Below are 23,865 nucleotides of genomic sequence, written 5' to 3' on the forward strand. Positions count from 1 at the left end.
CGCCGTAGGCACGGCCCGCCAGGGCGCGTCAGTGCGCATATCTGCCATCCGAACCTTGCGTTGTCCCCTCCGCCCTCGCTAGCATTCCGCTCGCACGGATGCCCGTTTCACTGACAAGGACAGCACCATGAACGACACCAGCAATCCCTACGCCACCCCCGCCAGCGCCCTGCAACCGACCCAGGCGGTGCCGCCGGTCATCGGCGACTACGACTTCCGCATCGGCGACGTGATCAGCGAAGCCTGGGCCAAGATCAAGGGCGTCAAAGGCATCCTGATCGGCGCCTTCGTGGTCTACAGCGTGGTGATCCAGACCATCACCTTCATCCTCACCCTGCTCTTCGGCGGTATCGGCCTGATGAGCGAGGCCGATCCCATCGCCTTCGCGGTCGGCCAGATGATCGCCAGCCTGGTCGCCACGGCGGTGGGCTACCCGTTCTTCACCGGCCTGACCATGATCGGCATCCGCCGCGCCGCCGACCAGCCGGCGACCTTCAACGAAATGTTCAACTACTTCGGCATGCTGGTGCCGCTGCTGCTCACCGGCCTGCTGATGATGCTGATGGTCTACGTCGGCTTCTTCCTGCTGATCATCCCCGGTCTCTACCTGAGCGTCGCCTACATGCTCGCCCTGCCGCTGGTGGCCGAGCGCGGCCTGACGCCCTGGCAGGCCCTGGAAACCTCGCGCAAGGCCATCAGCCGCCACTGGTTCAAGGTGTTCGGCCTGCTGCTGGTGCTGAGCCTGCTGATGCTGGTGAGCATGATCCCGCTGTTCATCGGCCTGATCTGGACCGGCCCGCTGTTCGTCGTCTCCATGGGTATTCTCTACCGCACCATCTTCGGCGTTCGCCCGCTGGGCAACTGAGGTGCAGACCGGGCCGTCGCGGCGGCCCGGTTGCCTGATGACGCCACGCTGGCTAGCATCTGACTTTCCCCGACACGGCCCCCCGATGCCACCGAACGCAGCCGCTCGCCTCGTCGCGCCCGCCTCCCGGCCAGGCGCCGAGGTCCTCGACACCCACTACCACGTGGAAACGCCGGAAGGCATCGACCTGCTCCTGCGTCCCGCCGGCGTCGTCCCCCGGGCCCTGGCCTATACCATCGACCTCTGCATCCGCGGCCTGATCATGCTGGTGCTGATGCTCGGCCTGGCGTTCCTCGGCAAGCTCGGCGCCGGCCTCGGCCTGCTGCTGACCTTCATCATGACCTGGTGGTACATGGTCCTCTTCGAGGTGCTCAACCAGGGCCGCTCGCCCGGCAAGCAGATGATGGGACTGCGCGTCGTCCACGACGACGGCACTCCGGTGGGCTGGGCCGCGTCGCTGCTGCGCAACCTGCTGCGCTTCGCCGACATCCTGCCCTTCGGCTACGCCCTCGGTCTGCTCTGTTGCCTGAACCATCCGGCCTTCAAGCGCCTGGGCGACATCGCCGCCGGCACCCTGGTGGTCTACCGCGAACCCGAACTGAGCCGGCCCAGCCTGCCTGACGTCGAGCCGCAACTGCCGCCCTTCCCCATGAGCCTGGAAGAACAGCGCGCCTTCCTCGGTTTCGCCGAACGCGGCGCGGCGCTTTCCTCGGCACGCCGCGAGGAACTGGCGGGCATTCTCGCCGAACCGCTGGGCGTCGAGCCGGTACGCGCCCAGGCCGAGATCAACGGCATCGCCCGCGGCTTTCTCGGCCTGCGTCAGGAGAGCGCATGAAACAGAGCCTCTTCGAACAGCGCCACCAGGCCGCCTGGCTACGCTTCGACAAACGCCTCGCCTTCCTCGAGAAAGGCAAGAAGCTGGAAGGCTCCAGCGACGACTTCGCCGCCGATTACCGGCGCCTCTGCCAGCAACTGGCGCTGGCCCAGGAGCGCGGCTACAGCAGTCACCTGATCGACCAGTTGCAGCAACTGGCGATGCGCGGCCACCAGCAGTTCTACCGGCATCGCAGCCACCTCGGCAGCCGCATCCTCGGCTTCCTGCTCGCCGGCCTGCCGCGCCTGGTCCGCGAGGAGTGGCGCAGCATCGCCGTGGCCAGCCTGCTGTTCTACGGCAGCGCCCTGCTCATGGGGCTGCTGGTCTATCACTTTCCCGACCTGATCTACAGCGTGGTCAGCCCGGACAAGGTCAGCGAGATGGAGTCTATGTACGCCCCGGAAACCACCCGCCTGGGTCCGTTGGGGGCACGCGACACCAGCGACGACTGGGAAATGTTCGGCTTCTACATCATGAACAACATCGGCATCGCCTTTCAGACCTTCGCCAGCGGCGTGCTGCTGGGACTCGGCAGCCTGTTCTTCCTGCTGTTCAATGGCCTGATGATCGGTTCGGTGGCCGGCCACCTGACGCAGATCGGCTACGTGCAGACCTTCTGGCCGTTCGTCATCGGCCACGGCGCGTTCGAACTGACCGCCATCACCTTCGCCGGCGCCGCCGGCCTCAAGCTCGGCTGGGCGCTGCTCGCGCCAGGTCGCCTGACCCGCGGCGAAGCCCTGCGGCTGGCCGCCCGGCGCAGCGTGCAACTGATCGCCGGGGTGATCGTGCTGTTGCTGCTGGCGGCCTTCACCGAGGCCTATTGGTCTTCCATCAGTCATTTCGAGCCGCGGGTGAAGTACGCGGTCGGCGCGGTCCTCTGGCTGCTGGTCGGCAGCTACTTCCTGTTCGCCGGACGGAGCCGCCATGCGCCTGACTGACGCCAGCGTGGCGATCCGCCCGCGCAGCGCCTGGGAAGCGCTCGACCTCGGCATCCTCCTGGCGCATCGCCATGCGCGCCTGCTGATGGGCAGCTGGGCGTTGCTGACCCTGCCGCTGTTCGCCGTGCTCAGCCTCCTGCTGTGGCAGCATCCGACCCTGGCGATCCTGATCTTCTGGTGGCTCAAGCCGGCCTTCGAACGGCTGCCGCTGTACATTCTCTCGCACGCCCTGTTCGGCGATACGCCAACCCTGAGGCAGGCCCTGCGCGCCTATCCCGCCCTGCTGAGGAAGCAGTTGCCGGCCAGCCTGCTGTGGCGCCGCTTCAGTCCGACGCGCAGCTTCGACCTGCCGGTCCTGCAACTGGAAGGACTCGCCGGGGAGCCCCGCAGCCAGCGCCTGATCGTATTGTCCCAGCGCAACGCCGGCGGCGCGACCTGGCTGACCGTGGTCGGCGTGCACCTGGAAATGGCGCTCTGGGCCGGCTTCGCCATGCTTCTCTACCTGCTGATCCCGGCGCAGAACGAGATCGACTGGAACTGGCAGAGCCTGCTCGACCCGGAAGCCGGCGAGTGGCTCTGGCTGGAGCACCTGTCGAACCTGCTCTACGTCCTGGTGCTGGTAGTCTGGGAGCCGATCTACGTGGCCTGCGGCTTCACCCTCTACCTGAACCGGCGCACCGAACTGGAGGCCTGGGACATCGAGCTGGTGTTCCGCCGCCTGCGCCAGCGTCTGGTCGGCAGCGCCTATGTCCTGCTGCTCGGCCTGACCGCTTCGCTGGCCTGGCTGCCCGCCCCTTCCGCCTACGCCGAGCCGGCGGCCGCCACCAGCGCCGGCGAAGCCGAGCTGCCGCCCGAGCAGGCCCGCCTGCTGCGGCAGAAACTCAACAGCGAACAGGCCGGCAAGCAGATCCGGGCGATCGTCGACGGCGCGCCGTTCAAGAACAGCGAGACCGTTACGGGCTGGCGCTTCGGCGACAAGACCGAGAAAAAGAACAGCCGCAAGGAGGACGAAGAGCGGCTCAAGGCATTCTTCGAGGCCCTGGCCAACTGGGTGCCGTTCCGTCACGCGGCGCAGGTCATCGAAGTGCTGCTCTGGGCGCTGCTGTTCAGCGCGGTGTTCCTGCTGGTCTGGCGCTACCGTGAATGGCTGCGCCTGTTCGTCGGCAACCTGGGCTTGCCGCAACGGGCCCGCCGCGAAGCGCCGACGGTGATGTTCGGCCTCGATCTCAGTCCGGAAAGCCTGCCCGACGACATCGCCGGCAACGCCGAACGGCTCTGGAACGAGAAACCACGGGAAGCCCTCGGCCTGCTCTACCGCGGGCTGCTCAGCCGACTGCTGCATGACTACCGCCTGCCGTTGAAGGGCTCCCATACCGAGGGCGAGGTCCTGCGCCTGGTCGAAGGACTGGAGCAACAACGGCCGCTGCTGCACTACAGCCAACTGCTGACCGCCCAATGGCAGGCGCTCGCCTACGGCCACCGGCTGCCGGCCGACGACGCTCGCCAGCGCCTCTGCGACGGCTGGCGCAGCCTTTTCACCGCGGGAGCCAAGCCATGATGAGCCGGCGCGCGCGCTTCCTGTTGCTTGCCGTGCTCCTGCTGCTGGCCGGGCTGCTGGCGATCTTCCTGGCCAGCCGCCTGCAACCCTATACGGAGACGATCGACCTCGGCCCATCGCCGGAGGCCCGGCGCAATCCCTACCTGGCCGCCGAACTGTTCCTGCGCAAGCAGGGGGTCACGGTGAGCCGCGCCGACGGCCTTGAGGTCCTCAAGGAACTGCCGCCCTCCGGGCATACCCTGCTCCTGCTCGGCAGCCGCTCCGGCATGACTCCCGGCCAGGCTCGCCGCCTGCTGCAATGGAGCGAGCAGGGCGGGCATCTGGTGCTGATCGCCGAACGCCTGTGGGACGAGGACGAGAAGAAGAGCGGCGACCTGCTGCTCGACAGCCTGGATATCCGCCAGTACCTGACCGAGGATTTCGACGACAGCCAGGACCGGGCCAGCGAGGAAACCGCCGACGCCGACGCCGACGCCGACGCCGACGAAGGTAGCGTCGACGACCATGCGACCGAAGCGCCGCCGGAGGAAGCCGCCGGCGAGGAAGAAGAGCCCGCCGACAGCGTGCCGGACTATTCCGCACTGACCCGCCTGTACCTGGAAAACGAGCGCTCGCCGGCCTACATCGGCTTCGATCCCGACTACCACCTCTACGATCCGCAGAACCACGCCTACGCCTGGGCCAACAGCGGCGACGCCACCCACCTGTTGCAGATGCAGCACGGCAAGGGCCTGGTCACGGTGCTCACCGACGCCTGGATCTGGCAGAACCGCAACATCGAGCAGTACGACAACGCCTGGCTGCTCTGGTACCTGACCCAGGACAACCAGGTGACCCTGCTCTACCGCGCCGAACGCGACAGCCTCGCCACCCTGCTCGCCCGCCACTTCCCCGAGGCCCTGGCGGCAGCGCTGCTGTTGTTGCTCGCCGGCCTGTGGCGCGCAGGGCTGCGCCAGGGTCCCTTGCAGCCGGTGGCCAGCCGTTCGCGCCGGCAACTGGAGGAACACCTGCGCGCCGGCGCCGACTTCCTCCTCCGCCAGCGCGGCCACGTCGCCTTGCTGCACGGTCTGCAACGCGACATCCTGCGCAGGGCGCGGCGTCGCCACCCCGGTTTCGAACAGCTCGGCGTCGCCGAGCAATGGCAGATCCTCGGGCGCATGACCCGCCTGCCACCCAGCGCCATCAGCCAGGCCATGCGCCCATATCCGGCGCAGCGCCTTTCCGCTGCCGACTTCACCCGCCAGGTCGCCCACCTGCAAAGCCTCAGGAATGCCCTATGAGCGAACAGACGCCCGAACAACCGAGCACCGCGCCCAACCCGGCGCTCCAGCGCCAGCGCGCCAGCCAGCTGGCCCAGGCCCTGCGCAGCGAACTGCAGAAAGCCCTGATCGGCCAGGGCGCGGTGATCGACGACGTGCTCACCGCGTTGCTCGCCGGCGGCCACGTGTTGGTGGAAGGCGTGCCGGGGCTCGGCAAGACCCTGCTGGTACGCGCCCTGGCGCGCTGCTTCGACGGCGGCTTCGCGCGCATCCAGTTCACCCCCGACCTGATGCCCAGCGACGTCACCGGCCACGCCGTATACGACCTCGCCAGCGAGCAGTTCAAGCTGCGCAAGGGGCCGGTGTTCACCCACCTGCTGCTGGCGGACGAGATCAACCGCGCGCCGGCCAAGACCCAGGCCGCCCTGCTGGAAGTGATGCAGGAGCGCCAGGTCACCCTGGAAGGACGCGCCCTGCCGGTGCCGCAGCCGTTCATGGTGCTGGCGACGCAGAACCCGATCGAGCAGGAAGGCACCTATCCGCTGCCGGAAGCCGAACTCGACCGCTTCATGCTCAAGCTGCGCATCGATTACCCGGCCGAAGCCGAGGAACAGACCCTGGTGCGCCAGGTGACCCGCTCCGCGCGCAGCGACATGCTCGACGTGGCCAACCTGCGGCCGCTGCTGAAGGACAAGGACGTTCTCGCCCTGCAGCGGATCGCCAGCGACCTGCCGATCGACGACCAGGTCCTCGACTATGCCGTGCGCCTGGCCCGCACCACCCGCAACTGGCCGGGCCTGGCCCTCGGCGCCGGACCTCGCGCGTCGATCGCCCTGGTCCGTTGCGGCCGGGCGCGGGCGCTGCTGCGCGGCGGCGAGTTCGTGGTGCCGGACGACATCAAGGGCTGTGCCCTGGCGGTCCTGCGCCATCGGGTCCGGCTGTCTCCGGAGCTGGACATCGAGGGGCTGTCGGTGGACCAGGTCCTGCAACAGTTGCTCGACCAGGTACCGGCCCCCCGCGTATGAAGCCATCGCGCGCCCTGCTGGCGCTGTTCGCCGCGCTCCTGCTGCTGGCCATCGGCCTGGGCAGCCTGTCGGCGCTCGGCCAGCGGTTGCCTGCGCAACTGCATACATTCTGGTGGGCGGCGCTCGCCGCGCTGCTCCTGCTCGGCCTGCTGGACGCCCTGTGGGCGCGCCGCCAGGCGGTGCCGAAGCTGAGCCGCCAGCTCAGCGGCAACCTGCCGCTGGGGCGCTGGAGCGAAGTGCGCCTGCATCTGCAGCACACCTATCGGCGTCCGGTTCGCCTGACCCTGTTCGATCACCTGCCGGCCGGCATGGATTTCGAGTACCTGCCGCAGGAGGTCGAACTGCGCCCGGGCGAAAGCACCGAGGTCGGCTACCGGGTGCGGCCGCTCAACCGCGGTCACTTCGTGTTTCCCCGCTGCGAGCTGGAACTGCCCAGCCCGCTGCGCCTGTGGCGGCAGCGCCGCTACCTGGAAGCACGCGGCGAGACCCGCGTCTACCCGGACTTCGCCCGCCTCTACGGCGCCGAACTGATGGCGGTCGACCACTGGCTCAACCAGATCGGCGTACGCGGCGGCCAGCGCCGCGGCCTCGGCCTGGAGTTCCACCAGTTGCGCGAATTCCGCGACGGCGACACCCTGCGCCAGATCGACTGGAAGGCCACCGCTCGCAAACGCACGCCGATCGCCCGCGAATACCAGGACGAACGCGACCAGCAGATCCTCTTCCTGCTCGACTGCGGCCGCCGCATGCGCAGCCAGGACGGCGACCTGTCGCACTTCGACCATGCCCTCAACGCCAGCCTGCTGCTGGCCTACGTGGCCCTGCGCCAGGGCGACGCGGTGGGCGCCATGACCTTCGCCGGCGACGACCGCCGGCATCTCCCGCCGGGCAAGGGCAGCGCCCAGCTCGGCGCGCTGCTCAACACCGTCTACGACCTGCAGACCAGCCAGCGTCCCGCCGATTTCCCGGAAGCCGTGCAGGCGGTGCTGTCCCGCCAGCGGCGGCGGGCCCTGGTGATCCTGGTAACCAACCTGCGCGACGAGGACGACGAAGAACTGCTCGGCGCGGTGAAACGCCTGGGCCGCCAGCACCGGGTGCTGGTCGCCAGCCTGCGCGAGGAAGTGCTCGACACCCTGCGCCAGGAGCCGGTCGCCCGCTATGAGCAGGCGCTCGCCTACACCGGCACCATCGACTACCTGAATGCGCGCAACGGCCTCCACGAGAAGCTCGCGGCCCACGGCGTGCCAGTGCTCGATGCGCGTCCCAGCGAACTCGGGCCGGAGCTGATCAGCCGCTACCTGGGCTGGAAGCGCGCCGGCGTGCTTTGACGGATCAGACCGACTGCGGCTGGCGGGGGAAGCTGAAGTAGCGGCGCAGCGCCTCCACCAGTTCGAGGAATTCGGCGGGCGGCGCCAGCAGGTGGAAGCCGGAATCGAAATGACCGGGCGTGACGTCCTCGCAGGTCCACCGGCAGTCGGCGGAAAAATCGATGCATTGCGGGCGACCGCCCAGTCCCGGAACCTTCAGGCGCAGTTCGAAACGCGCGCCGACCAGCATCGGCAGTTGGCTGATCAGCAGCAGGCCGTCCTCGGAGACGTTGCCGATGTAGCCCATCGGCTTATCGGTGATGCGATTGAACACCTTCAGGTAGCTGGGCAACTGATGGCGCTGGATATGTCGTTGAAGACCCATAATGGCATTTCGCTATGATTTGCAGTCCAGTATGACGATGCCGGCGCTCGGGGAACAAGCTCAGCGGCAGCGTTCGGACTCCCGCGAGGCCAGTTCGCGACGAATGGCGTCCAGCTCGGCATCGCTCAGGTAAACCGGCCCGCCGCCGGCGTCCTGCCGATAGAAGCGGCCGCCGCGTTCGAGCTGGGACAACTGTTGCCGCAAGCGCCCGCATTCCTCGGCCAGCGCAGCCTGGCGCTGGCCGGCACGTTCGGCGGCGGCGGTGCGTTCCTCGCGACGAGCATCGAAATACTCCTGGGTGCGCTGCTCGCGCTGGCGGGTCGCGGCGTCACGTTCCACCACCTGCGGCCTGACTTCGACGCGTTGCGCGCCGGCCGGTGGCGTGGCGGAGAAGTGTACCTTGCCCTGGGCATCGGTCCAGCGATAGATGTCCGCCTGCGCCAGCACGGGCATCAGGGCGACACAGAACCACAGGGCACGCATGCGAACCTCCTCCGTGAAATCCAGGGCGAAGCTTACCGGATAGACCGGTGTCCCATGCGACCGACGGTCAGCCTGAACGCCCGTCCAATCCCTCCCGGCCGCCTACAGGCGGGTCGGCACGGCGCTGGCCGAGGCCGGCGTCTCGCTCAGCCGGCCCAGCTGGCGCAACGTCTCCAGCCGCGCCTTGGCACGGTAGGCATATTCGCTGGTGGGGTAACGGGCGATGATGAAGTGGTAGGTCTGCGCCGCGTCGACGAACAGGCTCTGGCGTTCCAGGCACTGGCCGCGCAGCAGCGAGATTTCCGGCTGCAGGTAGGGCCGCGCGCGAATCCGCCGTTCGGCCCGCGACAGGTCGAGCATCACCTGTGCGCAATCGCCTTTGTCGTAGGCGCGGTAGGCCCCGTTCAGGTCGCTGTTCAGCGACCAGCTGTTACAACCGGTGGCACTCAGCGCCAGGCAGGCAACGATCAAGCTTCGCATAGGCATATCCTCCGTTGGGAACTGTATCGGCGCGTATTGGCGTGACTGAAGGGCCTGACTAGACTGGGGTGGCTCTCGCCCTGGCGCCAAGGAGATGCCATGCGCTTCGCCCGCCGTCTCGTCCTGCTCCCATTGTTGTCGCTGCTGGCCGCCTGTTCGCCGACCACGCCGCTGTTCGTCGCCCAGGTGACCACTGGCGAAGTCGCCGAATACAAGCAGATGAAGAGCAACCGCATGACCGCCGCCATCGAGGAGGAAGGCGACCTGCTGACCTACAGCGCCATGGCGATCCGCGACAACAGGAGCGCCGAGGCGGAGAAGCTCTACCTCACCGGCTACGACAATAGCCGCTACAGCGCCGAGGTGCGCGGTATCTCGCTGTACCAGATCGGCCTGATCTACATGAGCCGCTACAACGACCAGCGCGACGACGCCAAGGCCACCGACTACTTCCAGCGCGTGGTCCGCGAGTTCCCCGGCACCCACGCCGCCGAGCATGCCCAGGCGCGCCTGCTGGCGATGCGGCAGCGAGCCAGGGAGCCGGTGCAGAAGAGCGCCCGCGAATTGCTCGCCACCTGGAAGCCGCAGCAGAACCTCGACCTCTACAAGACCAGCCTCGACCCGGACATGACCCTGCTGTCGCGCCGCGCGGTGCTCAAGGATCGCGTCGACGAGGCCGCCGAGCTCTACCTGCTGGCGGTCAACGATCCGGCGATTCCTGCCGGTATAAAGGAAAAGGCCCTCTACCAGCTCGGCCTGATGTACCTGGCGCCGGACAACCCGCACCCGAACCGCGACAAGGCCATCGAATACCTGCGCCGCCAGTTGCTCGACTATCCTGAAGGCGAATTGTCGAACAAGGCCGGCCGGCACCTCGACCAGGCGCTCAACGTGCAACCGCGCTGATCCCCGCCGGACTGACCCAGATCAAGCGCCCGTCGCGGCGCCTGGTCTGCAATGGCATTCCCGCCCAGTGCCAGGAGCGTTGCCATGAACCTGCATAACCTGCTGGTGGTCGTCGACCCGAGCAGCGACGAACAGCCGGCCCTTACCCGTGCCCAGTGGATCGCCGAACGCAGCGGCGCCAGCGTCGAGTTGCTGCTGTGCGACTTCAACCCGGCGCTGGACGGCGGGCTGTTCTTCGACAGTCACTCGCTGCAGCGTGCCCGCGACCTTTACCTGGACGAACGGGTCACCTGGCTGGAGCAGCTTTCCATGCCGCTGCAGCAGGCCGGCATCCGCACTCAGGTCGAGGCCCAGTGGGGCAAGCCGCTGGACCGGATGGTCCTGCAACGGGTCGGCGAAACCCGGCCCGACCTGGTCCTCAAGAGCACCCGCAAGCACAACCTGCTGCGCCGCCTGCTACTGGGCAACAGCGACTGGCAATTGATCCGCCACTGCCCGCAGCCGCTCTGGCTGGTCCATCACGACGCCTGGCGCGGCCAGCGCCTGTGCGCGGCGCTCGACCCGCTGCATGCCAGCGACAAGCCGGCCGCCCTCGATCACCGGCTGATCGCCGCCGCCCGCCAGCTCGAAGCCAGCCTGGGGCTGCGCGCCGACTACCTGCATACCCACGCGGCGATGCCGCGCAGCCTGCTGTTCGACGCGGAAATGCTCGCCGGCTACGAGCGTTTCGTGCTGCAACATGAGGAACGTCACCGCCAGGCCTTCGACGACCTGCTGGCAGCCTACCCGGAGATCGCCGCGGAGCGCCGCCACCTGCTGGCCGGCTATGCCGAGCAGGCGATCCCCGACTTCGTCCGGGCCAACGACATCGACCTGCTGCTGATGGGCGCGGTCGCCCGGGGGCATCTGGACAACGCGCTGATCGGGCAGACCGCCGAACGCGTCCTGGAGGAGGTGGAATGCGACCTGCTGGTGCTCAAACCGACAAATGACATCTGATGCAGATAGTATGACTCCGCAGTCGCCGCCGAGCCTCGCCGGTGGTAGCCTGCACGCCAGCGTTATCCAAGGAGTCCTTTGCATGTCCGTTCGCCGCACCAAAATCGTCGCCACCCTCGGCCCAGCCAGCAATTCCCCGGAAGTGCTGGAGCAACTGATCCTGGCCGGGATCGACGTCGCCCGCCTCAACTTCTCCCACGGCACCCCCGATGAACACCGCGCCCGCGCCAGGCTGGTGCGCGAACTGGCGGCCAAGCACGGCCGCTTCGTCGCCCTGCTCGGCGACCTGCAAGGACCGAAGATCCGCATCGCCAAGTTCGCCAACAAGCGCATCGAATTGCAGGTCGGCGACAAGTTCCGCTTCTCCACCAGCCACGCCCGCGACGCCGGTACCCAGGAAGTGGTCGGCATCGACTACCCGGACCTGGTGAAGGACTGCGGGGTCGGCGATGAACTGCTGCTGGACGACGGCCGGGTGGTGATGGTGGTCGAGGAAGTCGCCGCCGACGAACTGCGCTGCCGGGTGCTGATCGGCGGCCCGCTGTCCGACCACAAGGGCATCAACCGCCGCGGCGGCGGTCTCACCGCGCCGGCGCTGACCGACAAGGACAAGGCCGACATCAAGCTGGCCGCGGACATGGACCTGGACTACGTGGCCGTTTCCTTCCCGCGCGACGCCAAGGACATGGAATACGCCCGCCGCCTGCTCACCGAGGCCGGAGGCAAGGCCTGGCTGGTAGCCAAGATCGAGCGCGCCGAGGCGGTCGCCGACGACGACGCACTCGACGGCCTGATTCGTGCCAGCGACGCGGTAATGGTGGCCCGTGGCGACCTCGGCGTGGAAATCGGCGATGCCGAGCTGGTCGGCATCCAGAAGAAGATCATCCTGCACGCCCGCCGCAACAATAAAGTGGTGATCACCGCGACCCAGATGATGGAGTCGATGATCCACAGCCCGATGCCGACCCGCGCGGAAGTCTCCGACGTGGCCAACGCCGTGCTCGACTACACCGACGCGGTGATGCTCTCGGCGGAAAGCGCCGCCGGCGAGTACCCGGTGGAAGCGGTGAAAGCCATGGCCCGCGTCTGCCAGGGCGCCGAGAAGCACCCGACCAGCCAGAAATCCAGCCACCGCCTCGGCCAGACCTTCGACCGCTGCGACGAGAGCATCGCCCTGGCGTCGATGTACACGGCCAACCACTTCCCGGGGATCAAGGCGATCATCTGCCTGACCGAAAGCGGCTTCACCCCGCTGATCATGTCGCGCATCCGCTCGTCGGTACCGATCTACGCCTACTCCCCGCACCGCGAGACCCAGGCTCGCGTGGCGATGTTCCGCGGCGTGGAAACCATCCCCTTCGACCCGGCGGCGCTGCCGGCGGAGAAGGTCAGCCAGGCCGCGGTCGACGAGTTGCTCAAGCGCGGCGTGGTGACCAAGGGCGACTGGGTGATCCTGACCAAGGGCGACAGCTACACCGCCCAGGGCGGCACCAACACCATGAAGGTGCTGCACGTCGGCGACCTGCTGGTATAAGCGCACGTCGCGGCGGATAACGCCTGGGGCGTTATCCGCCCTACGGACCGGCGCTCCGCTAGCCCAACGTGGTGTAGGGCGAATAACCGCTACGCGGTTATCCGCCATTTCAGACGCCTCACGGCGAATAACGCCTATGGCGTTATCCGCCCTACGGACCGGCGCCCCGCTGGCCCAACGTGGTGTAGGGCGAATAACCGCTACGCGGTTATCCGCCGTTTCAGCCGCATCGCGGCGAATAACGCCTAGGGCGTTATCCGCCCTACGGACCGGCGCTCCGCTGGCCCAACCTGGTGTAGGGCAATGAAATGGACTCCTCCCTCCTACGGCGTCAAGCGCCAGACTAATGGTGCAGCCACAAGTCCCGGAGGGGGAGTCAGCATGAACCTTAGTCGCATTGGTCTGGATCTGGCAAAACAAGTATTCCAGGTGCACGGCGTTGATCGTCACGAGCATGTGGTATGTCGTCGCCAACTCAAGCGGGCACAGGTGCGGGATTTCTTTCGCCAACTGCCGCCGTGCCTGGTGGCGATGGAGGCCTGCGGCAGTGCGCACTACTGGGCGCGCGAGTTGCGGGAGCTGGGCCACACGGTACGCCTGATCGCACCGCAGTTCGTCAAACCCTACGTCAAGGGTGACAAGCACGATGCACACGACGCCGAGGCGATCTGCGAAGCCGCCAGTCGTCCGAGCATGCGCTATGTCCCGGTGAAGAGCGCAGAGCAGCAGGCCGTGCAGTCGGTGCATCGGGTGCGCAGTCGTCTAGTGCGGGCCCGCACGGCGTTGTGCAATGAGGTGCGTGGCTTGCTGGGTGAGTTCGGGCTGATCGCGACGCGACGTGGGCGAGCGGCGACGATGGCCTTGCTCGAAACGGTCACGGCTACCGAACCGGCGCCCTTGCCGGCCCCGATGGGCGAGCTGTTGCGTGAATTGAAAGATGAATTGCAGACGCTGGAGGCGCGCATCGCTCGACTGGAGCGACAGATTCAGGCTCACGTACGTGGCGATGCCCGCATCCAGCGCCTGCTGGCGGTGGATGGCATCGGCCCGATCAGCGCCAGCGCCGTGGCGGCATCCGCCGGTGATGCACGGCAATTCCGCACGGGCCGCCAGTTTGCGGCCTGGCTGGGCCTGGTGCCACGGCAGCACTCCACGGGCGGGCAGCAGCGCTTGGGCAACATCAGCAAGCGCGGCGATACCTACTTGCGGACCTTGCTCATCCATGGCGCCCGTGCAGTCGTGCGCTGTTGCGCCAACAAGACCGATGCCCGCAGCCGCTGGCTGCAAGGTCTGCTGCAACGGCGTCCTGCCAATGTCGTCGCCGTTGCCCTGGCCAACAAGAATGCCCGGATCCTTTGGGCCTTACTCAGCCGGGAGACATGCTACCGGCCCGGTTGAGCGTTCCTGCCACACCGTAGTTGAAACATCCACCACGATTGCTCAGTGAATGACAATGATGACGAACCGGTCGAACCGGCCTGCATGAAACCTGGTTTATACGTGGGCTCCCTGCTGCAGTGAAGCAAAGCCGTTAGGGCGATCAGGTATGTAGGCGCGCATTTCATCAGGGCTCGGGAGTTGCAACACCACTCCATGAAGCCGGATATACGGATGCAGTCGTACACAGGTTTGAAATCAAGACAAACACTGGCAAACCGGGAGGAGTCCATATACGAATAACCGCTACGCGGTTATCCGCCGTTTCAGCCGCATCGCGGCGAATAACGCCTGGGGCGTTATCCGCCCTACGGACCGGCGCTCCGCTAACTCAACGTGGTGTAGGGCGAATAACCGCTACGCGGTTATCCGCCATTTCAGACGCCTCACGGCGAATAACGCCTGGGGCGTTATCCGCCCTACAGACCGGCGCTCCGCTGGCCCAACCTGGTGTAGGGCGAATAACCGCTACGCGGTTATCCGCCGTTTCAGCCGCATCGCGGCGAATAACGCCTGGGGCGTTATTCGCCCTACGGATCGTCGCTCCGCTGGCCCAACAGCGGTGTGCTCAGGCGAACCTGGAGAAATCCGGCTGGCGCCGGTGCATGAAGGCGCTGAGCGCCTCGATCGCCTCGGGCGAGCGCAGTCGGGTACTGAAGATATCGCCTTCCTCGGCGATCACCCGGCGAAGCTCCTCGATAAACGGCGCTTTCATCAGGCGCTTGCTCTCCACTACCGCCGAGGGCGCCAGGTGCAGGAAGCGCCGGGCCGCATCGCGGGCGTGCTCCAGCACCGTGGCGCCATCCTCCAGCGCCGCATTGGCCAGGCCCCAGGCCGCCGCCTGCTCGCCGCTGAAGTCCTGGCCGAGCATCAGCAATTCCGCAGCCCTGGCATGACCGAGCATGCGCGGCAGGATCAGGCTCGAGCCGAACTCCGGTGTCAGGCCGAGGTTGACGAACGGCATCTTCAATCGCGCGTTGCGACCGACGAAGACCAGGTCGCAATGCAGCAGCAGGGTGGTGCCGATACCCACCGCCGGTCCGTTCACCGCGGCGATCACCGGCTTGGGGAATTCCAGCAGGGCGCTCATGAAGCGGCCGACCGGGCTGTCGCGCAGGGATGGCGGTTGCTCGAGGAAGTCGAGGATGTCGTTGCCGCTGGTGAAGCAGGCATCGCCGCCAGTGATCAGCACTACCCGCACAGCCGTATCGGCCTGCGCCTCCAGCAGCGCCTCGGCCATCCGACTGTACATCGCGCGGGTCAGCGCGTTCTTCTTGTCCTGGCGGTCCAGGCGCAGGGTCAGCAGCCCCGCTTCGCGTTCGACCCGAATCAGCTCGCTCATCGTCACTCCAGGGATGCGGCGCAGGGCCGCGGCAATGGCTGCAAGGCACCGCCACCGCGCCGCGTCAGGCGTGGGGCAGGAACAGGTCCGCCAGGGTCTGGCTACGCGGTACGCCGGCCAGGTAGAGATGCCGGGCGAAGCGTTCGACACTGGCGGGTTGGCCGCAGAGTAAGGCCATGCTGCGCCGCGGAACAAGGCGGAGATCGGCCAAGGCAGAGGGCAACTGCGCCGCCGACACCAGGTTGACGCGCACTTGCGGATGACGCCCGGCCAACTCCGCCAACTCGCTCGCCAGGTAGTGGTCGCGCGCCAGGTGCAGCAACTGGATCGGCGCCTGGTGTTCCGCGCGCAAGGCCTCGCGAAGTATCCCCCAGAGCGGCGCCAGCCCGGTGCCGGCGGCCATCAGCAACAGCGGTCGCTCCTGCCAGTCCGGCTCGTAGCGCAACGCCCCGCCGCGCAACTCGCCCAGACGCAGGAGCGCGCCAGGCGCCAGGCGCCGGGCGCGGTCGCAGAACGCGCCGGGAGCGCTACAGTCGATGTGGAACTCCAGCCATGGGTCCTCGTGAGGCAGGCTGGCCAGCGAATAGGGACGCGCCACGCCATCGTCGCTCCACAGCAGCAGGTGCTGCCCGGCGCGATAGCGCAAGGGCCGCTCCGGCTCCAGGCGCAGGCGCAGCACATCGCCCAGCCAGTGGCAGGCGACGACCCTGGCCGGCAGCCCGTCGCGCTCAGGATCGAAAGGCTGCAACACGAGGTCGCCGAGCACCCGGCACTGACAGGCCAGCCGCCAGCCCGCTTCGCGCCGTGCCGGATCGAGCGCCTCCGGGAGGGTGTCGTCCACCTCGCCCTGCAGGCAATGCACCAGGCAGGCGTGGCAACTGCCGGCGCGGCAGCTATGGGGCACGGCGATGCCGCCGGCGAGCAGCGCATCCAGCAGGTTGCTGCCGGCGGCGACGGCAAGGCGTCGCTCGCCGACCCGTATGTCAGGCACTGGTGACCTCCCAGGTGGCGTCGCAGCGGTTTCGTCCGCCGCGCTTGGCACGGTAGAGCGCCTGGTCGGCCCGCTGCAAGGCCTCGTCGAGATCGTCGTCGGCATACAGCAGGGTCATGCCCACCGAAAGGCTCAGGGTATCCACCGTGACCCCGACCGGTTCCGCCTGTTGGAACGCCAGGCGCAGGCGCTCGCAACAGCTTTCCAGCTGTTCCGCGTCGGCGTGGGGCAGCAGCAGGACGAACTCCTCGCCGCCGTAACGGGCCAGGACGTCGCCATCGCGCAGACAGGAACGCGCCACCGCGGCGAAGGTCTGCAGGACCCGATCGCCGGCGGCGTGGCCGTGGCGGTCGTTGATCCGCTTGAAGTGATCGAGGTCGATCAGCGCCAGGCCGTGCTGCCGGTTCGGCAGCAGGTCTTCCAGCGCCCGGCTGGCCATGCGCATGAAATGCCGGCGGTTGAACAGACCGGTGAGTTCGTCGGTGGCCACCAGGTCTTCCAGTTGGCGCATCATGCCGCGCAGCGTGTCCTGGTGCGCCTGCAAGGCATAGCGGCGCTGGCGCATGCGTTGCCGCATCGCCTGTATGTAGCTGGCGAACAGGCTCAGCCAGACCATTACGATGAACATCACGAGCACCTGCAATGCAGCCCGGCCCGGTAGCTCGAGACGCTGCTGCAAGGCCTCTACCAGGTAGATGCCGGAAAAAGCGATGAACGCCAGCGCCGCACAGCGGGCGAAGACCCGCGGCGGCAGTTGGAACACGCCGAACAGCAGGGCCAGCACGTAGAACACCATGAAGGTGCCGCGCAGGCTGTCGACGTGGTAGAGGAAATAGGTCAGCCAGGCGATCGCCACCAGCACCTGCGGCTCGGTCAGGCTGGGATCGGCGTAACGCAGGTTGCGACCGCTGGCGAACAGCCAGAGGAAGGCCAGTTGGCAAGCCACCACCAGGGTGGTGCTGGCCGCCGCGGTGGTCGGCGCTGCGCGGTAGAAGCCGCTGAGTAGCGCCAGCCAGAGCAGGACCAGACCGAGCAGGTAGGTGCCTGCGGCCATGCCGAACCGGCGGAGCAAGAGCTTTTGCAGCGCACGCTGTTTCAGAGGAGGCTTGTCTGTGCGCATGGGCTCCGTCCCGTAATGGCACCTGGCCGCAATGTACCCTGCCCCCTGCGGGTTGCCTAGTCGAACGAACTGCCAGCTAGCGGACCGCGGATTTATCGGCCGACCAGCCGGCTGGCCGACCAAGGTCTGATCGTCGGCGCGTGCGCCCGTCTCGCCGGAACGGCTATACTGTCGCGCCTTTTTTGCGCCGGTGCCTGACCGGCGCGCTCCTCGGCTGCGGCCGGCTCCGTGACCCTGCCCCGCATCCGAATTACCCGCCTGAAGAGGACCGTGCTCCATGGCCGTGATCAAGCAAGACGACCTGATCCAGAGCGTCGCCGATGCCCTGCAGTTCATCTCCTACTACCACCCGGTCGATTTCATCCAGGCCATGCATGAGGCCTACCTGCGCGAAGAATCGCCGGCTGCCCGCGACTCCATGGCGCAGATCCTGATCAACTCGCGCATGTGCGCCACCGGCCACCGCCCGATCTGCCAGGACACCGGGATCGTCACCGTGTTCGTCCGGGTCGGCATGGACGTGCGCTGGGACGGCGCTACCATGAGCGTCGACGATATGATCAACGAAGGCGTGCGTCGCGCCTACAACCTGCCGGAGAACGTCCTGCGCGCCTCGATCCTGGCCGACCCGGCCGGCGCGCGGAAGAACACCAAGGACAACACGCCGGCGGTGATCCACTACTCCATCGTTCCCGGCGACAAGGTCGAGGTCGATGTCGCGGCCAAGGGCGGCGGCTCGGAGAACAAGTCGAAGATGGCCATGCTCAACCCGTCCGACTCGATCGTCGACTGGGTGCTGAAGACCGTACCGACCATGGGCGCCGGCTGGTGCCCGCCGGGCATGCTCGGCATCGGCATCGGCGGTACCGCGGAGAAAGCAGCGGTGATGGCGAAGGAGGTCCTCATGGACCCGATCGACATCCACGAACTGAAGGCCCGCGGCCCGCAGAACCGCATCGAGGAACTGCGCCTGGAGCTGTTCGAGAAGGTCAACCAGCTGGGCATCGGTGCCCAGGGCCTGGGCGGCCTGACCACCGTGCTCGACGTCAAGATCATGGACTACCCGACCCACGCCGCCTCGCTGCCGGTGTGCATGATCCCCAACTGCGCCGCGACCCGCCACGCCCACTTCGTGCTCGACGGCTCCGGCCCCGCCGAACTGGAAGCGCCGTCGCTCGACGCCTACCCGGAGATCGTCTGGGAAGCCGGCCCGTCCGCGCGCCGCGTCGACCTGGACAAGATCACCCCGGAAGAGGTGCAAAGCTGGAAACCGGGCGAGACCCTGCTGCTCAACGGCAAGATGCTCACCGGCCGCGACGCCGCGCACAAGCGCATGGTCGACATGCTGAACAAGGGCGAAACGCTGCCGGTGGACCTGAAAGGCCGCTTCATCTATTACGTCGGCCCGGTCGATCCGGTCGGCGACGAGGTGGTCGGCCCGGCCGGTCCCACCACCGCCACCCGGATGGACAAGTTCACCCGCCAGATCCTCGAACAGACCGGCCTGCTGGGCATGATCGGCAAGTCCGAGCGCGGTCCCATCGCCATCGAGGCGATCAAGGACAACAAGGCGGTATACCTGATGGCCGTCGGCGGCGCCGCCTATCTGGTCGCCCAGGCGATCAAGAAGTCCAAGGTGCTGGCCTTCGCCGAACTGGGCATGGAAGCGATCTACGAGTTCGAGGTAAAGGACATGCCGGTCACCGTCGCGGTTGACACCAACGGCGAGTCGGTGCACATCACCGGCCCAGCGGTCTGGCAGAAGAAGATCGCCGAAAGCCTGGCGGTCGAGGTCAAGTAAGCCTGCTCCGTCCCTGAAAAAGCCCGGCCCCGCGCCGGGCTTTTTCGTACGGCCACTGGCCGGAGCCTGGGCTGGCAGCGCCGCAGGCGCCTTGGTTCAGCCGAACCAGAAATACAGCAAGGTCAGGTTCGCCGCCGAGATCAGGCCGAACAACGACCAGGCCAGCGCGCTGACCCAGCGCGGGTTGACGAACTCCCCCATGAGGCCCCGGTCGCTGCTGAAGCGAATCAGCGGCCACAGGGCGAACGGCAATTGCAGGCTGAGCACCACCTGGCTGAGCACCAGCAGCTTGCCTACCGCGGCTTCGCCCAGCCAGAGCACGCCGATCAAGGCCGGCACCAGGGCCAGGCCGCGGGTGATCAGGCGCCGCTGCCAGCAGGGAATCTTCGCCCGGAGGAAACCCTCCATCACCACCTGCCCGGCAATGGTGCCGGTGAAGGTCGAGCTTTGCCCCGCCGCCAGCAGGGCGAAGCCGAACAGGAAGCTGGCCAGGGCGCCGCCCACCAGCGGGTCGAGCAGGTGGTAGGCGTCCTGGATCTCCACCACCTCGGTGTGGCCGCTGCCGTGGAAAGCCGCGGCGGCGAGGATCAGGATCGCCGCATTGACCAGCAGCGCCAGGGACAGCGAGCCGATGGTGTCGAGCCGGGAAAAGCGGATCGCCGAGCGTTTGCTCGCCGCGTCGTCGCCGCTGACCCGGGTCTGCACCACGGACGAATGCAGGTAGAGGTTGTGCGGCATCACCGTCGCGCCGAGGATGCCGATCGCCAGGTACAGCGGCTCCTGGCTGCTCAGGGTGTCCCAGGATGGCCGCAGGCCGGCGGCGACATCCGGCCAGTAGGGGCCAATCAGCACCAGTTCGACGAAGAAACACGCGCCGATGGTCGCGATCAGCCCCAGCACTATGGCCTCCAGGCGGCGGAAGTTGGCGCCCTGCAGGGCCAGCACGATCAGGGTATCGAAGGCGGTGAGGACCACCCCGGTGGTAATCGAGACTCCCAGCAGCAGGTGGAAGGCCAGCGCCGCGCCGAGCACCTCGGCAAGGTCGGTGGCGACGATCGACAGCTCCGCCAGCAGCCATTGGCCACGCGCTACGCCAGGGCGGTAGCGCTCCCGGGAGAGCTGCGCGAGGTCGCGGCCGGTGGCGATCCCCAGGCGCGAACAGAGGCTTTGCAGGAGCATCCCGGAAAAGCTCGCCAGCACCACCACGAACAGCAGCGCGTAGCCGAAGCGCGAGCCCGCCTCGATGGCGGTGGCCCAGTTGCCGGGGTCCATGTAGCCGACCGAGACCAGCAGGCCGGGGCCGACGAACAGCGCCAGCTTGCGCAGCGGCGAGGCGTCGGCCGGCACCGCCACGCTGTGGCTGACCGCCGAGGGACAGAACGGCGCGGTGGCCGTGGTGGGCAGGGAGTATTTCACGAGGCGACGCCGGATCGGGGAGGAAGTGCGACCAGCCTAAACGTTTCACCCCGGTCGCGTCTTCCCTCCCCTCAGGCCTGGGCGCGCTGGCCGACCAGGCTCAGCTCGGCGACCTTCTCGCGCCGCTGCGCCAGGTAGCGGGTGCAACTGACACGCAGGAAGGAGGCGAAGTTGAGCACCTCGCCGCGATAGTCCATCACTTCCTCGTAGAGCTTGGTGATCAACTGGTTGGTGCTCAGGCCCTCGCCTTCGGCGATTTCCCGGAGGATGTCCCAGAACTGGTTCTCCAGGCGCAGGGTGGTCACCACCCCGCGGATGCGCAAGGAACGCGAGCGCGATTCATAGAGGATCGGGTCGGCTTTCACATAGAGTTCGCACATGCGCGGGGGTCTCCTGGGCCTCAGTGGCTGATACGGGTGCCGAGCACCTCAAGGAAGCGCGCCAGCCACGCCGGATGCGCCGGCCAGGCCGGCGCAGTGACCAGGTGGCCGTCGACGTGGGCCTGGTCCGACGGAATGTCGACGTACTCGCCGCCGGCCAGCCGCACCTCCGGGGCGCAGGCCGGATAGGCGCTGCACGCCCGCCCTTGCAGGACGCCGGCGGCGGCCAGCAGCTGGGCGCCATGGCAGACCGCGGCGATCGGCTTGCGCGCGGCGTCGAAGGCACGCACCAGAGCCAGCACCTGCTCGTTCAGGCGCAGGTATTCGGGCGCGCGGCCGCCGGGGATCAGCAGGGCATCGTAATCCTCGGCGCGGGCCTGGGCAAAGTCGGCATTGAGGGTGAAGTTGTGGCCCGGCTTCTCACTGTAGGTCTGGTCGCCTTCGAAATCGTGGATGGCGGTGCGCACGCTTTGCCCGGCCCGCTTGTCCGGACACACCGCATGCACCTGGTGGCCCACCATCTGCAGGGCCTGGAACGGGACCATGGTTTCGTAGTCTTCGGCATAGTCGCCGACCAGCATCAGGATCTTCTTCGCAGCCATCACGCGCACTCCTTCGGGCAGGGCCCGGTCATACCGGGGATGCACCTAAGGTAGCCAATCCGCAGGGGGACGCGGGTAATAGACGGTTACTACACGCGTGCCGGGTTCAGATGCCGATCTTGTCCAGGGCCCGCCCGACGCCTTCCCAGAACGAGCGCTGCACGCGTTTCCGGTAGCCGCTGGCGGCGAACTGCATGGGTTCCTGGACCTGGTGGGTAGCGCCGATTTCCGCAGCGCCGAGATCGGCCGCCACCAATTGCAGCGGGCCATCGCCCTCACCCGCCGGGTGCTCGCTCTTCGGTGGCGGGTTGAGTTCGTCGTAGCGCAGGTAGTAGACCGAGCCGGCCCTGGCCTCGAGCATGAAGCTGGCGATGCGGGTGAAATCCATCGGACCGTCGGCGAACAGGGTCCAGAAGCTGCCCGCCAGCGGCCGGCGCATTTCCAGCTTGTAGCTGCCGGTCTCGAACTCGAACGCCAGGTAGCCGTTGCTCGGCAGGCTGCCGATCAGTTCGTTGTTGAGGAAGATCCCCGGCGCCTCGAGTTCCTCGTCCGCCCACTGGCTCCGCGGACGGTAGAGGTAGACGGTGGCGTGGCTGGCATCGGCGCTCGGATGGGCGACGAAGGCCGGTCCGTCCACCGCACCGAAGAACGCGCCGGGCGTGCTGCAGCCGACCAGGCTCGCGACGATCGACAGGGCCAGCGACAGGCTGCGCAGCATGCTCCATCCCTCTTCTTATGGTTATCCGCGCAGCATAACCAGCCGGGCCGGGCCTGCCACCCGTCGAAAGTCCGGTTCTCCGGGAGAACGGCCTCAGGCCGGGCGCGGCACCTTGGCCAGCGCCGGCGCCGGCATCAGCCGGCGCACCAGCCACTTGCGCACCGGCACCACGCCGCGCTCCTGGAACAGCACGCAGAACGCCACCAGCAGGACCAGGAACAGCGGGTAGTAGAGCAGCGACGATGGCAGCGCGGCCGCCGCCTCGGTGCAGGCGCGCCAGTCGTCGAGACAACGCCCCGGCACGGCGATAAGGCGCTCGCTACGGGAGAACAGGGTGAACATCGGCACATGCAGGGCGAACAGCGACAGCGAGGCGGCCCCCAGGCGCGGCGACCAGTGGCGGACGAAAGCGCTCTTCGGGTCGGCGGGCAGCGCGCAAAGGCACACCAGCAGCAACTGGGCCGGCAGCAGCAGGCCGTTGTGCAGCAGGAAGTACCAATGTTTGGCGCCCTGGGTGAACAGGTAGTCGGCCACCAGGAAGGCCGCCACCACCAGCGCGGCCAGCAGGCCGCGTCCCGGCACCATGCCACGGTCGCGGTAGCCGCGGAACAACCCGTAGGCCAGGATGCCGCCAAGGAATTCCGGCAGGCGCAGCAACGGATTGCGGTGCAGCAGGCCGGTCCAGGGGATCCCGTAGCTCTCGCTGGCCACTACCAGCGCCGGCGGGATCAGGTAGACCAGCCAGACCAGCGCCAGCACCTTCCACTTGTGCCGGCTGCGCATCAGCCGCGGGGCGACGAAGGGAAACGCCAGGTAGAAGAACATCAGCGTCGACAGCGACCACAACGGCGCGTTGAAGGTCAGGTAATAGGGATTCCAGGCCTGCAGCAGGAGGATCTGCAGGATGCTGTTGACGAACAGTTCGGTGTTGCTCATCCAGTGCAGGAAGAGTTCCGGGTGGGTGCGGCCGAGCACTTCGTTGGTGTCGTAGATGACGAAGCGCGGGGTGGCCTTGTCCAGCTCGGGACCGATTCCCAGGTGGCTGAGGGCCAGCAACACCAGGATCGACAGCAGCAGGGAGAACAGGTGCAGCGGATAGAGATTGGACAGTCGCTTGGTCCAGAAGCTGCGGGCGCTTTCGCGCAACCGGCCGCTGCGTGCGTAGACATGGGCCAGGAGGAAGCCGGAAAGCACGAAGAAGGTACTGGTGGCGAAGAACCCCAGGCTGGTCAGTTCGTCGAGACCAGGAAACTTCTGCTCTTTCGGATAGGTATGCAGGGTGTGGTACACCACCACGTACAGGCCGAGCAGGAAGCGCAACCATTCCAGTCCGATGAAACGTTCCTTGGAGTCGGGCGTTGCCACGCATCTCTCCTTTGTCATTGTAATGGGCGGTCCGGGGTAGACCCGCAAGCTCCCCGGCAAGTTTCACCGGGCCGGCCAGC

The 23,865-nt window shown here is 67.3% G+C and carries 23 protein-coding genes; 12 read left to right on the plus strand and 11 right to left on the minus strand.

From position 1 onward, the window contains the following. The first annotated feature begins 127 nt into the window (after positions 1 to 127). From ACYAF3_RS04735 to ACYAF3_RS04765, 7 genes are read left to right on the plus strand one after another with little or no spacing between them, the layout of a single operon-like run. Positions 128 to 865, plus strand: a complete 738-nt coding sequence (locus ACYAF3_RS04735) for a hypothetical protein (protein ID WP_003101171.1) — start codon at positions 128 to 130, stop codon at positions 863 to 865. A 37-nt stretch (positions 866 to 902) separates the two neighbouring features. Then, on the plus strand, positions 903 to 1,700 hold the full coding sequence (locus tag ACYAF3_RS04740) for an RDD family protein (RefSeq protein WP_003123273.1): 798 nt from the start codon (positions 903 to 905) through the stop codon (positions 1,698 to 1,700). After that, positions 1,697 to 2,677, plus strand: a complete 981-nt coding sequence (locus ACYAF3_RS04745; protein WP_003112783.1) for a stage II sporulation protein M — start codon at positions 1,697 to 1,699, stop codon at positions 2,675 to 2,677. Before ACYAF3_RS04740 ends, ACYAF3_RS04745 begins: the two co-directional genes overlap by 4 nt. Beyond that, positions 2,664 to 4,235: a DUF4129 domain-containing protein gene (locus ACYAF3_RS04750; RefSeq protein WP_073658801.1), complete on the plus strand. Its 1,572-nt coding sequence runs from the start codon at positions 2,664 to 2,666 to the stop codon at positions 4,233 to 4,235. The genes ACYAF3_RS04745 and ACYAF3_RS04750 overlap by 14 nt, the downstream gene beginning before the upstream one ends. Next, the gene (locus ACYAF3_RS04755) at positions 4,232 to 5,515 is read left to right on the plus strand and encodes a DUF4350 domain-containing protein (RefSeq protein ID WP_014603273.1); all 1,284 of its coding nucleotides are present in this window, start codon (positions 4,232 to 4,234) and stop codon (positions 5,513 to 5,515) included. Before ACYAF3_RS04750 ends, ACYAF3_RS04755 begins: the two co-directional genes overlap by 4 nt. After that, on the plus strand, positions 5,512 to 6,519 hold the full coding sequence (locus ACYAF3_RS04760) for an AAA family ATPase (protein WP_003093896.1): 1,008 nt from the start codon (positions 5,512 to 5,514) through the stop codon (positions 6,517 to 6,519). Before ACYAF3_RS04755 ends, ACYAF3_RS04760 begins: the two co-directional genes overlap by 4 nt. Continuing rightward, the gene (locus tag ACYAF3_RS04765) at positions 6,516 to 7,847 is read left to right on the plus strand and encodes a DUF58 domain-containing protein (protein WP_003110040.1); all 1,332 of its coding nucleotides are present in this window, start codon (positions 6,516 to 6,518) and stop codon (positions 7,845 to 7,847) included. The genes ACYAF3_RS04760 and ACYAF3_RS04765 overlap by 4 nt, the downstream gene beginning before the upstream one ends. Positions 7,848 to 7,851: 4 nt before the next feature. On the opposite strand, the gene ACYAF3_RS04770 is transcribed toward ACYAF3_RS04765, so the two are convergent. From ACYAF3_RS04770 to ACYAF3_RS04780, 3 genes are all read right to left on the minus strand, one after another. Further along, complete coding sequence (locus ACYAF3_RS04770; protein WP_003093898.1) at positions 7,852 to 8,211, minus strand: PilZ domain-containing protein; 360 nt, start codon at positions 8,209 to 8,211, stop codon at positions 7,852 to 7,854. Positions 8,212 to 8,271: 60 nt separating this feature from the next. Further along, positions 8,272 to 8,694 (minus strand): DUF4124 domain-containing protein, encoded by a 423-nt coding sequence (locus ACYAF3_RS04775; protein WP_003093901.1) that lies wholly within the window; start codon positions 8,692 to 8,694, stop codon positions 8,272 to 8,274. A gap of 102 nt (positions 8,695 to 8,796) precedes the next feature. Continuing rightward, positions 8,797 to 9,180, minus strand: coding sequence for a tetratricopeptide repeat protein (locus ACYAF3_RS04780; protein WP_003120855.1), 384 nt, complete (start codon positions 9,178 to 9,180; stop codon positions 8,797 to 8,799). Between the two features lie 93 nt (positions 9,181 to 9,273). Between ACYAF3_RS04780 and ACYAF3_RS04785 the strand changes: the two genes are divergently transcribed. From ACYAF3_RS04785 to ACYAF3_RS04800, 4 genes are all read left to right on the plus strand, one after another. Further along, a complete protein-coding gene (locus ACYAF3_RS04785; RefSeq protein ID WP_003455444.1) occupies positions 9,274 to 10,080 on the plus strand; it encodes a tol-pal system YbgF family protein in 807 nt (268 codons plus the stop codon). Positions 10,081 to 10,164: 84 nt separating this feature from the next. Then, a complete protein-coding gene (locus ACYAF3_RS04790; RefSeq protein ID WP_003093926.1) occupies positions 10,165 to 11,079 on the plus strand; it encodes a universal stress protein in 915 nt (304 codons plus the stop codon). Positions 11,080 to 11,161: 82 nt separating this feature from the next. Next, entirely contained in the window at positions 11,162 to 12,613 is a 1,452-nt protein-coding gene (pyk, locus tag ACYAF3_RS04795) for a pyruvate kinase (RefSeq protein ID WP_003093930.1), read from the plus strand. Between the two features lie 381 nt (positions 12,614 to 12,994). Then, positions 12,995 to 14,011 carry an IS110-like element ISPa11 family transposase gene (locus tag ACYAF3_RS04800; RefSeq protein WP_128570011.1) on the plus strand — a complete coding sequence of 339 codons (1,017 nt, stop codon included), beginning with the start codon at positions 12,995 to 12,997 and terminating at the stop codon, positions 14,009 to 14,011. A gap of 607 nt (positions 14,012 to 14,618) precedes the next feature. On the opposite strand, the gene ACYAF3_RS04805 is transcribed toward ACYAF3_RS04800, so the two are convergent. From ACYAF3_RS04805 to ACYAF3_RS04815, 3 genes are all read right to left on the minus strand, one after another. After that, positions 14,619 to 15,392: an enoyl-CoA hydratase gene (locus ACYAF3_RS04805; protein ID WP_003101155.1), complete on the minus strand. Its 774-nt coding sequence runs from the start codon at positions 15,390 to 15,392 to the stop codon at positions 14,619 to 14,621. Between the two features lie 64 nt (positions 15,393 to 15,456). Beyond that, positions 15,457 to 16,383: an iron-sulfur-binding ferredoxin reductase gene (locus ACYAF3_RS04810; RefSeq protein ID WP_003101153.1), complete on the minus strand. Its 927-nt coding sequence runs from the start codon at positions 16,381 to 16,383 to the stop codon at positions 15,457 to 15,459. After that, positions 16,376 to 17,503: a GGDEF domain-containing protein gene (locus ACYAF3_RS04815; protein WP_003101151.1), complete on the minus strand. Its 1,128-nt coding sequence runs from the start codon at positions 17,501 to 17,503 to the stop codon at positions 16,376 to 16,378. The genes ACYAF3_RS04810 and ACYAF3_RS04815 overlap by 8 nt, the downstream gene beginning before the upstream one ends. Before the next feature lie 277 nt (positions 17,504 to 17,780). On the opposite strand from ACYAF3_RS04815, the gene ACYAF3_RS04820 reads away from it, so the two are divergent. Next, positions 17,781 to 19,304, plus strand: a complete 1,524-nt coding sequence (locus ACYAF3_RS04820) for a fumarate hydratase (protein ID WP_003093938.1) — start codon at positions 17,781 to 17,783, stop codon at positions 19,302 to 19,304. Between the two features lie 96 nt (positions 19,305 to 19,400). Here the strand turns inward: ACYAF3_RS04820 and ACYAF3_RS04825 are convergent, their stop codons facing one another. The 5 genes from ACYAF3_RS04825 to ACYAF3_RS04845 all read right to left on the minus strand — a co-directional run bounded on the left by ACYAF3_RS04825 (position 19,401) and on the right by ACYAF3_RS04845 (position 23,785). Continuing rightward, positions 19,401 to 20,657 (minus strand): Nramp family divalent metal transporter, encoded by a 1,257-nt coding sequence (locus tag ACYAF3_RS04825; protein WP_004348078.1) that lies wholly within the window; start codon positions 20,655 to 20,657, stop codon positions 19,401 to 19,403. A gap of 134 nt (positions 20,658 to 20,791) precedes the next feature. Beyond that, the gene (locus ACYAF3_RS04830; RefSeq protein ID WP_003093942.1) at positions 20,792 to 21,100 is read right to left on the minus strand and encodes a ribbon-helix-helix domain-containing protein; all 309 of its coding nucleotides are present in this window, start codon (positions 21,098 to 21,100) and stop codon (positions 20,792 to 20,794) included. A gap of 20 nt (positions 21,101 to 21,120) precedes the next feature. Then, positions 21,121 to 21,705 (minus strand): DJ-1/PfpI family protein, encoded by a 585-nt coding sequence (locus ACYAF3_RS04835; RefSeq protein ID WP_019485779.1) that lies wholly within the window; start codon positions 21,703 to 21,705, stop codon positions 21,121 to 21,123. Between the two features lie 103 nt (positions 21,706 to 21,808). Then, entirely contained in the window at positions 21,809 to 22,420 is a 612-nt protein-coding gene (locus ACYAF3_RS04840; protein WP_003101143.1) for a DUF2846 domain-containing protein, read from the minus strand. Between the two features lie 93 nt (positions 22,421 to 22,513). Beyond that, on the minus strand, positions 22,514 to 23,785 hold the full coding sequence (locus ACYAF3_RS04845) for an acyltransferase family protein (protein WP_034004040.1): 1,272 nt from the start codon (positions 23,783 to 23,785) through the stop codon (positions 22,514 to 22,516). Positions 23,786 to 23,865: the final 80 nt, after the last annotated feature.

This window comes from Pseudomonas sp. TZ252, from assembly GCF_056110345.1.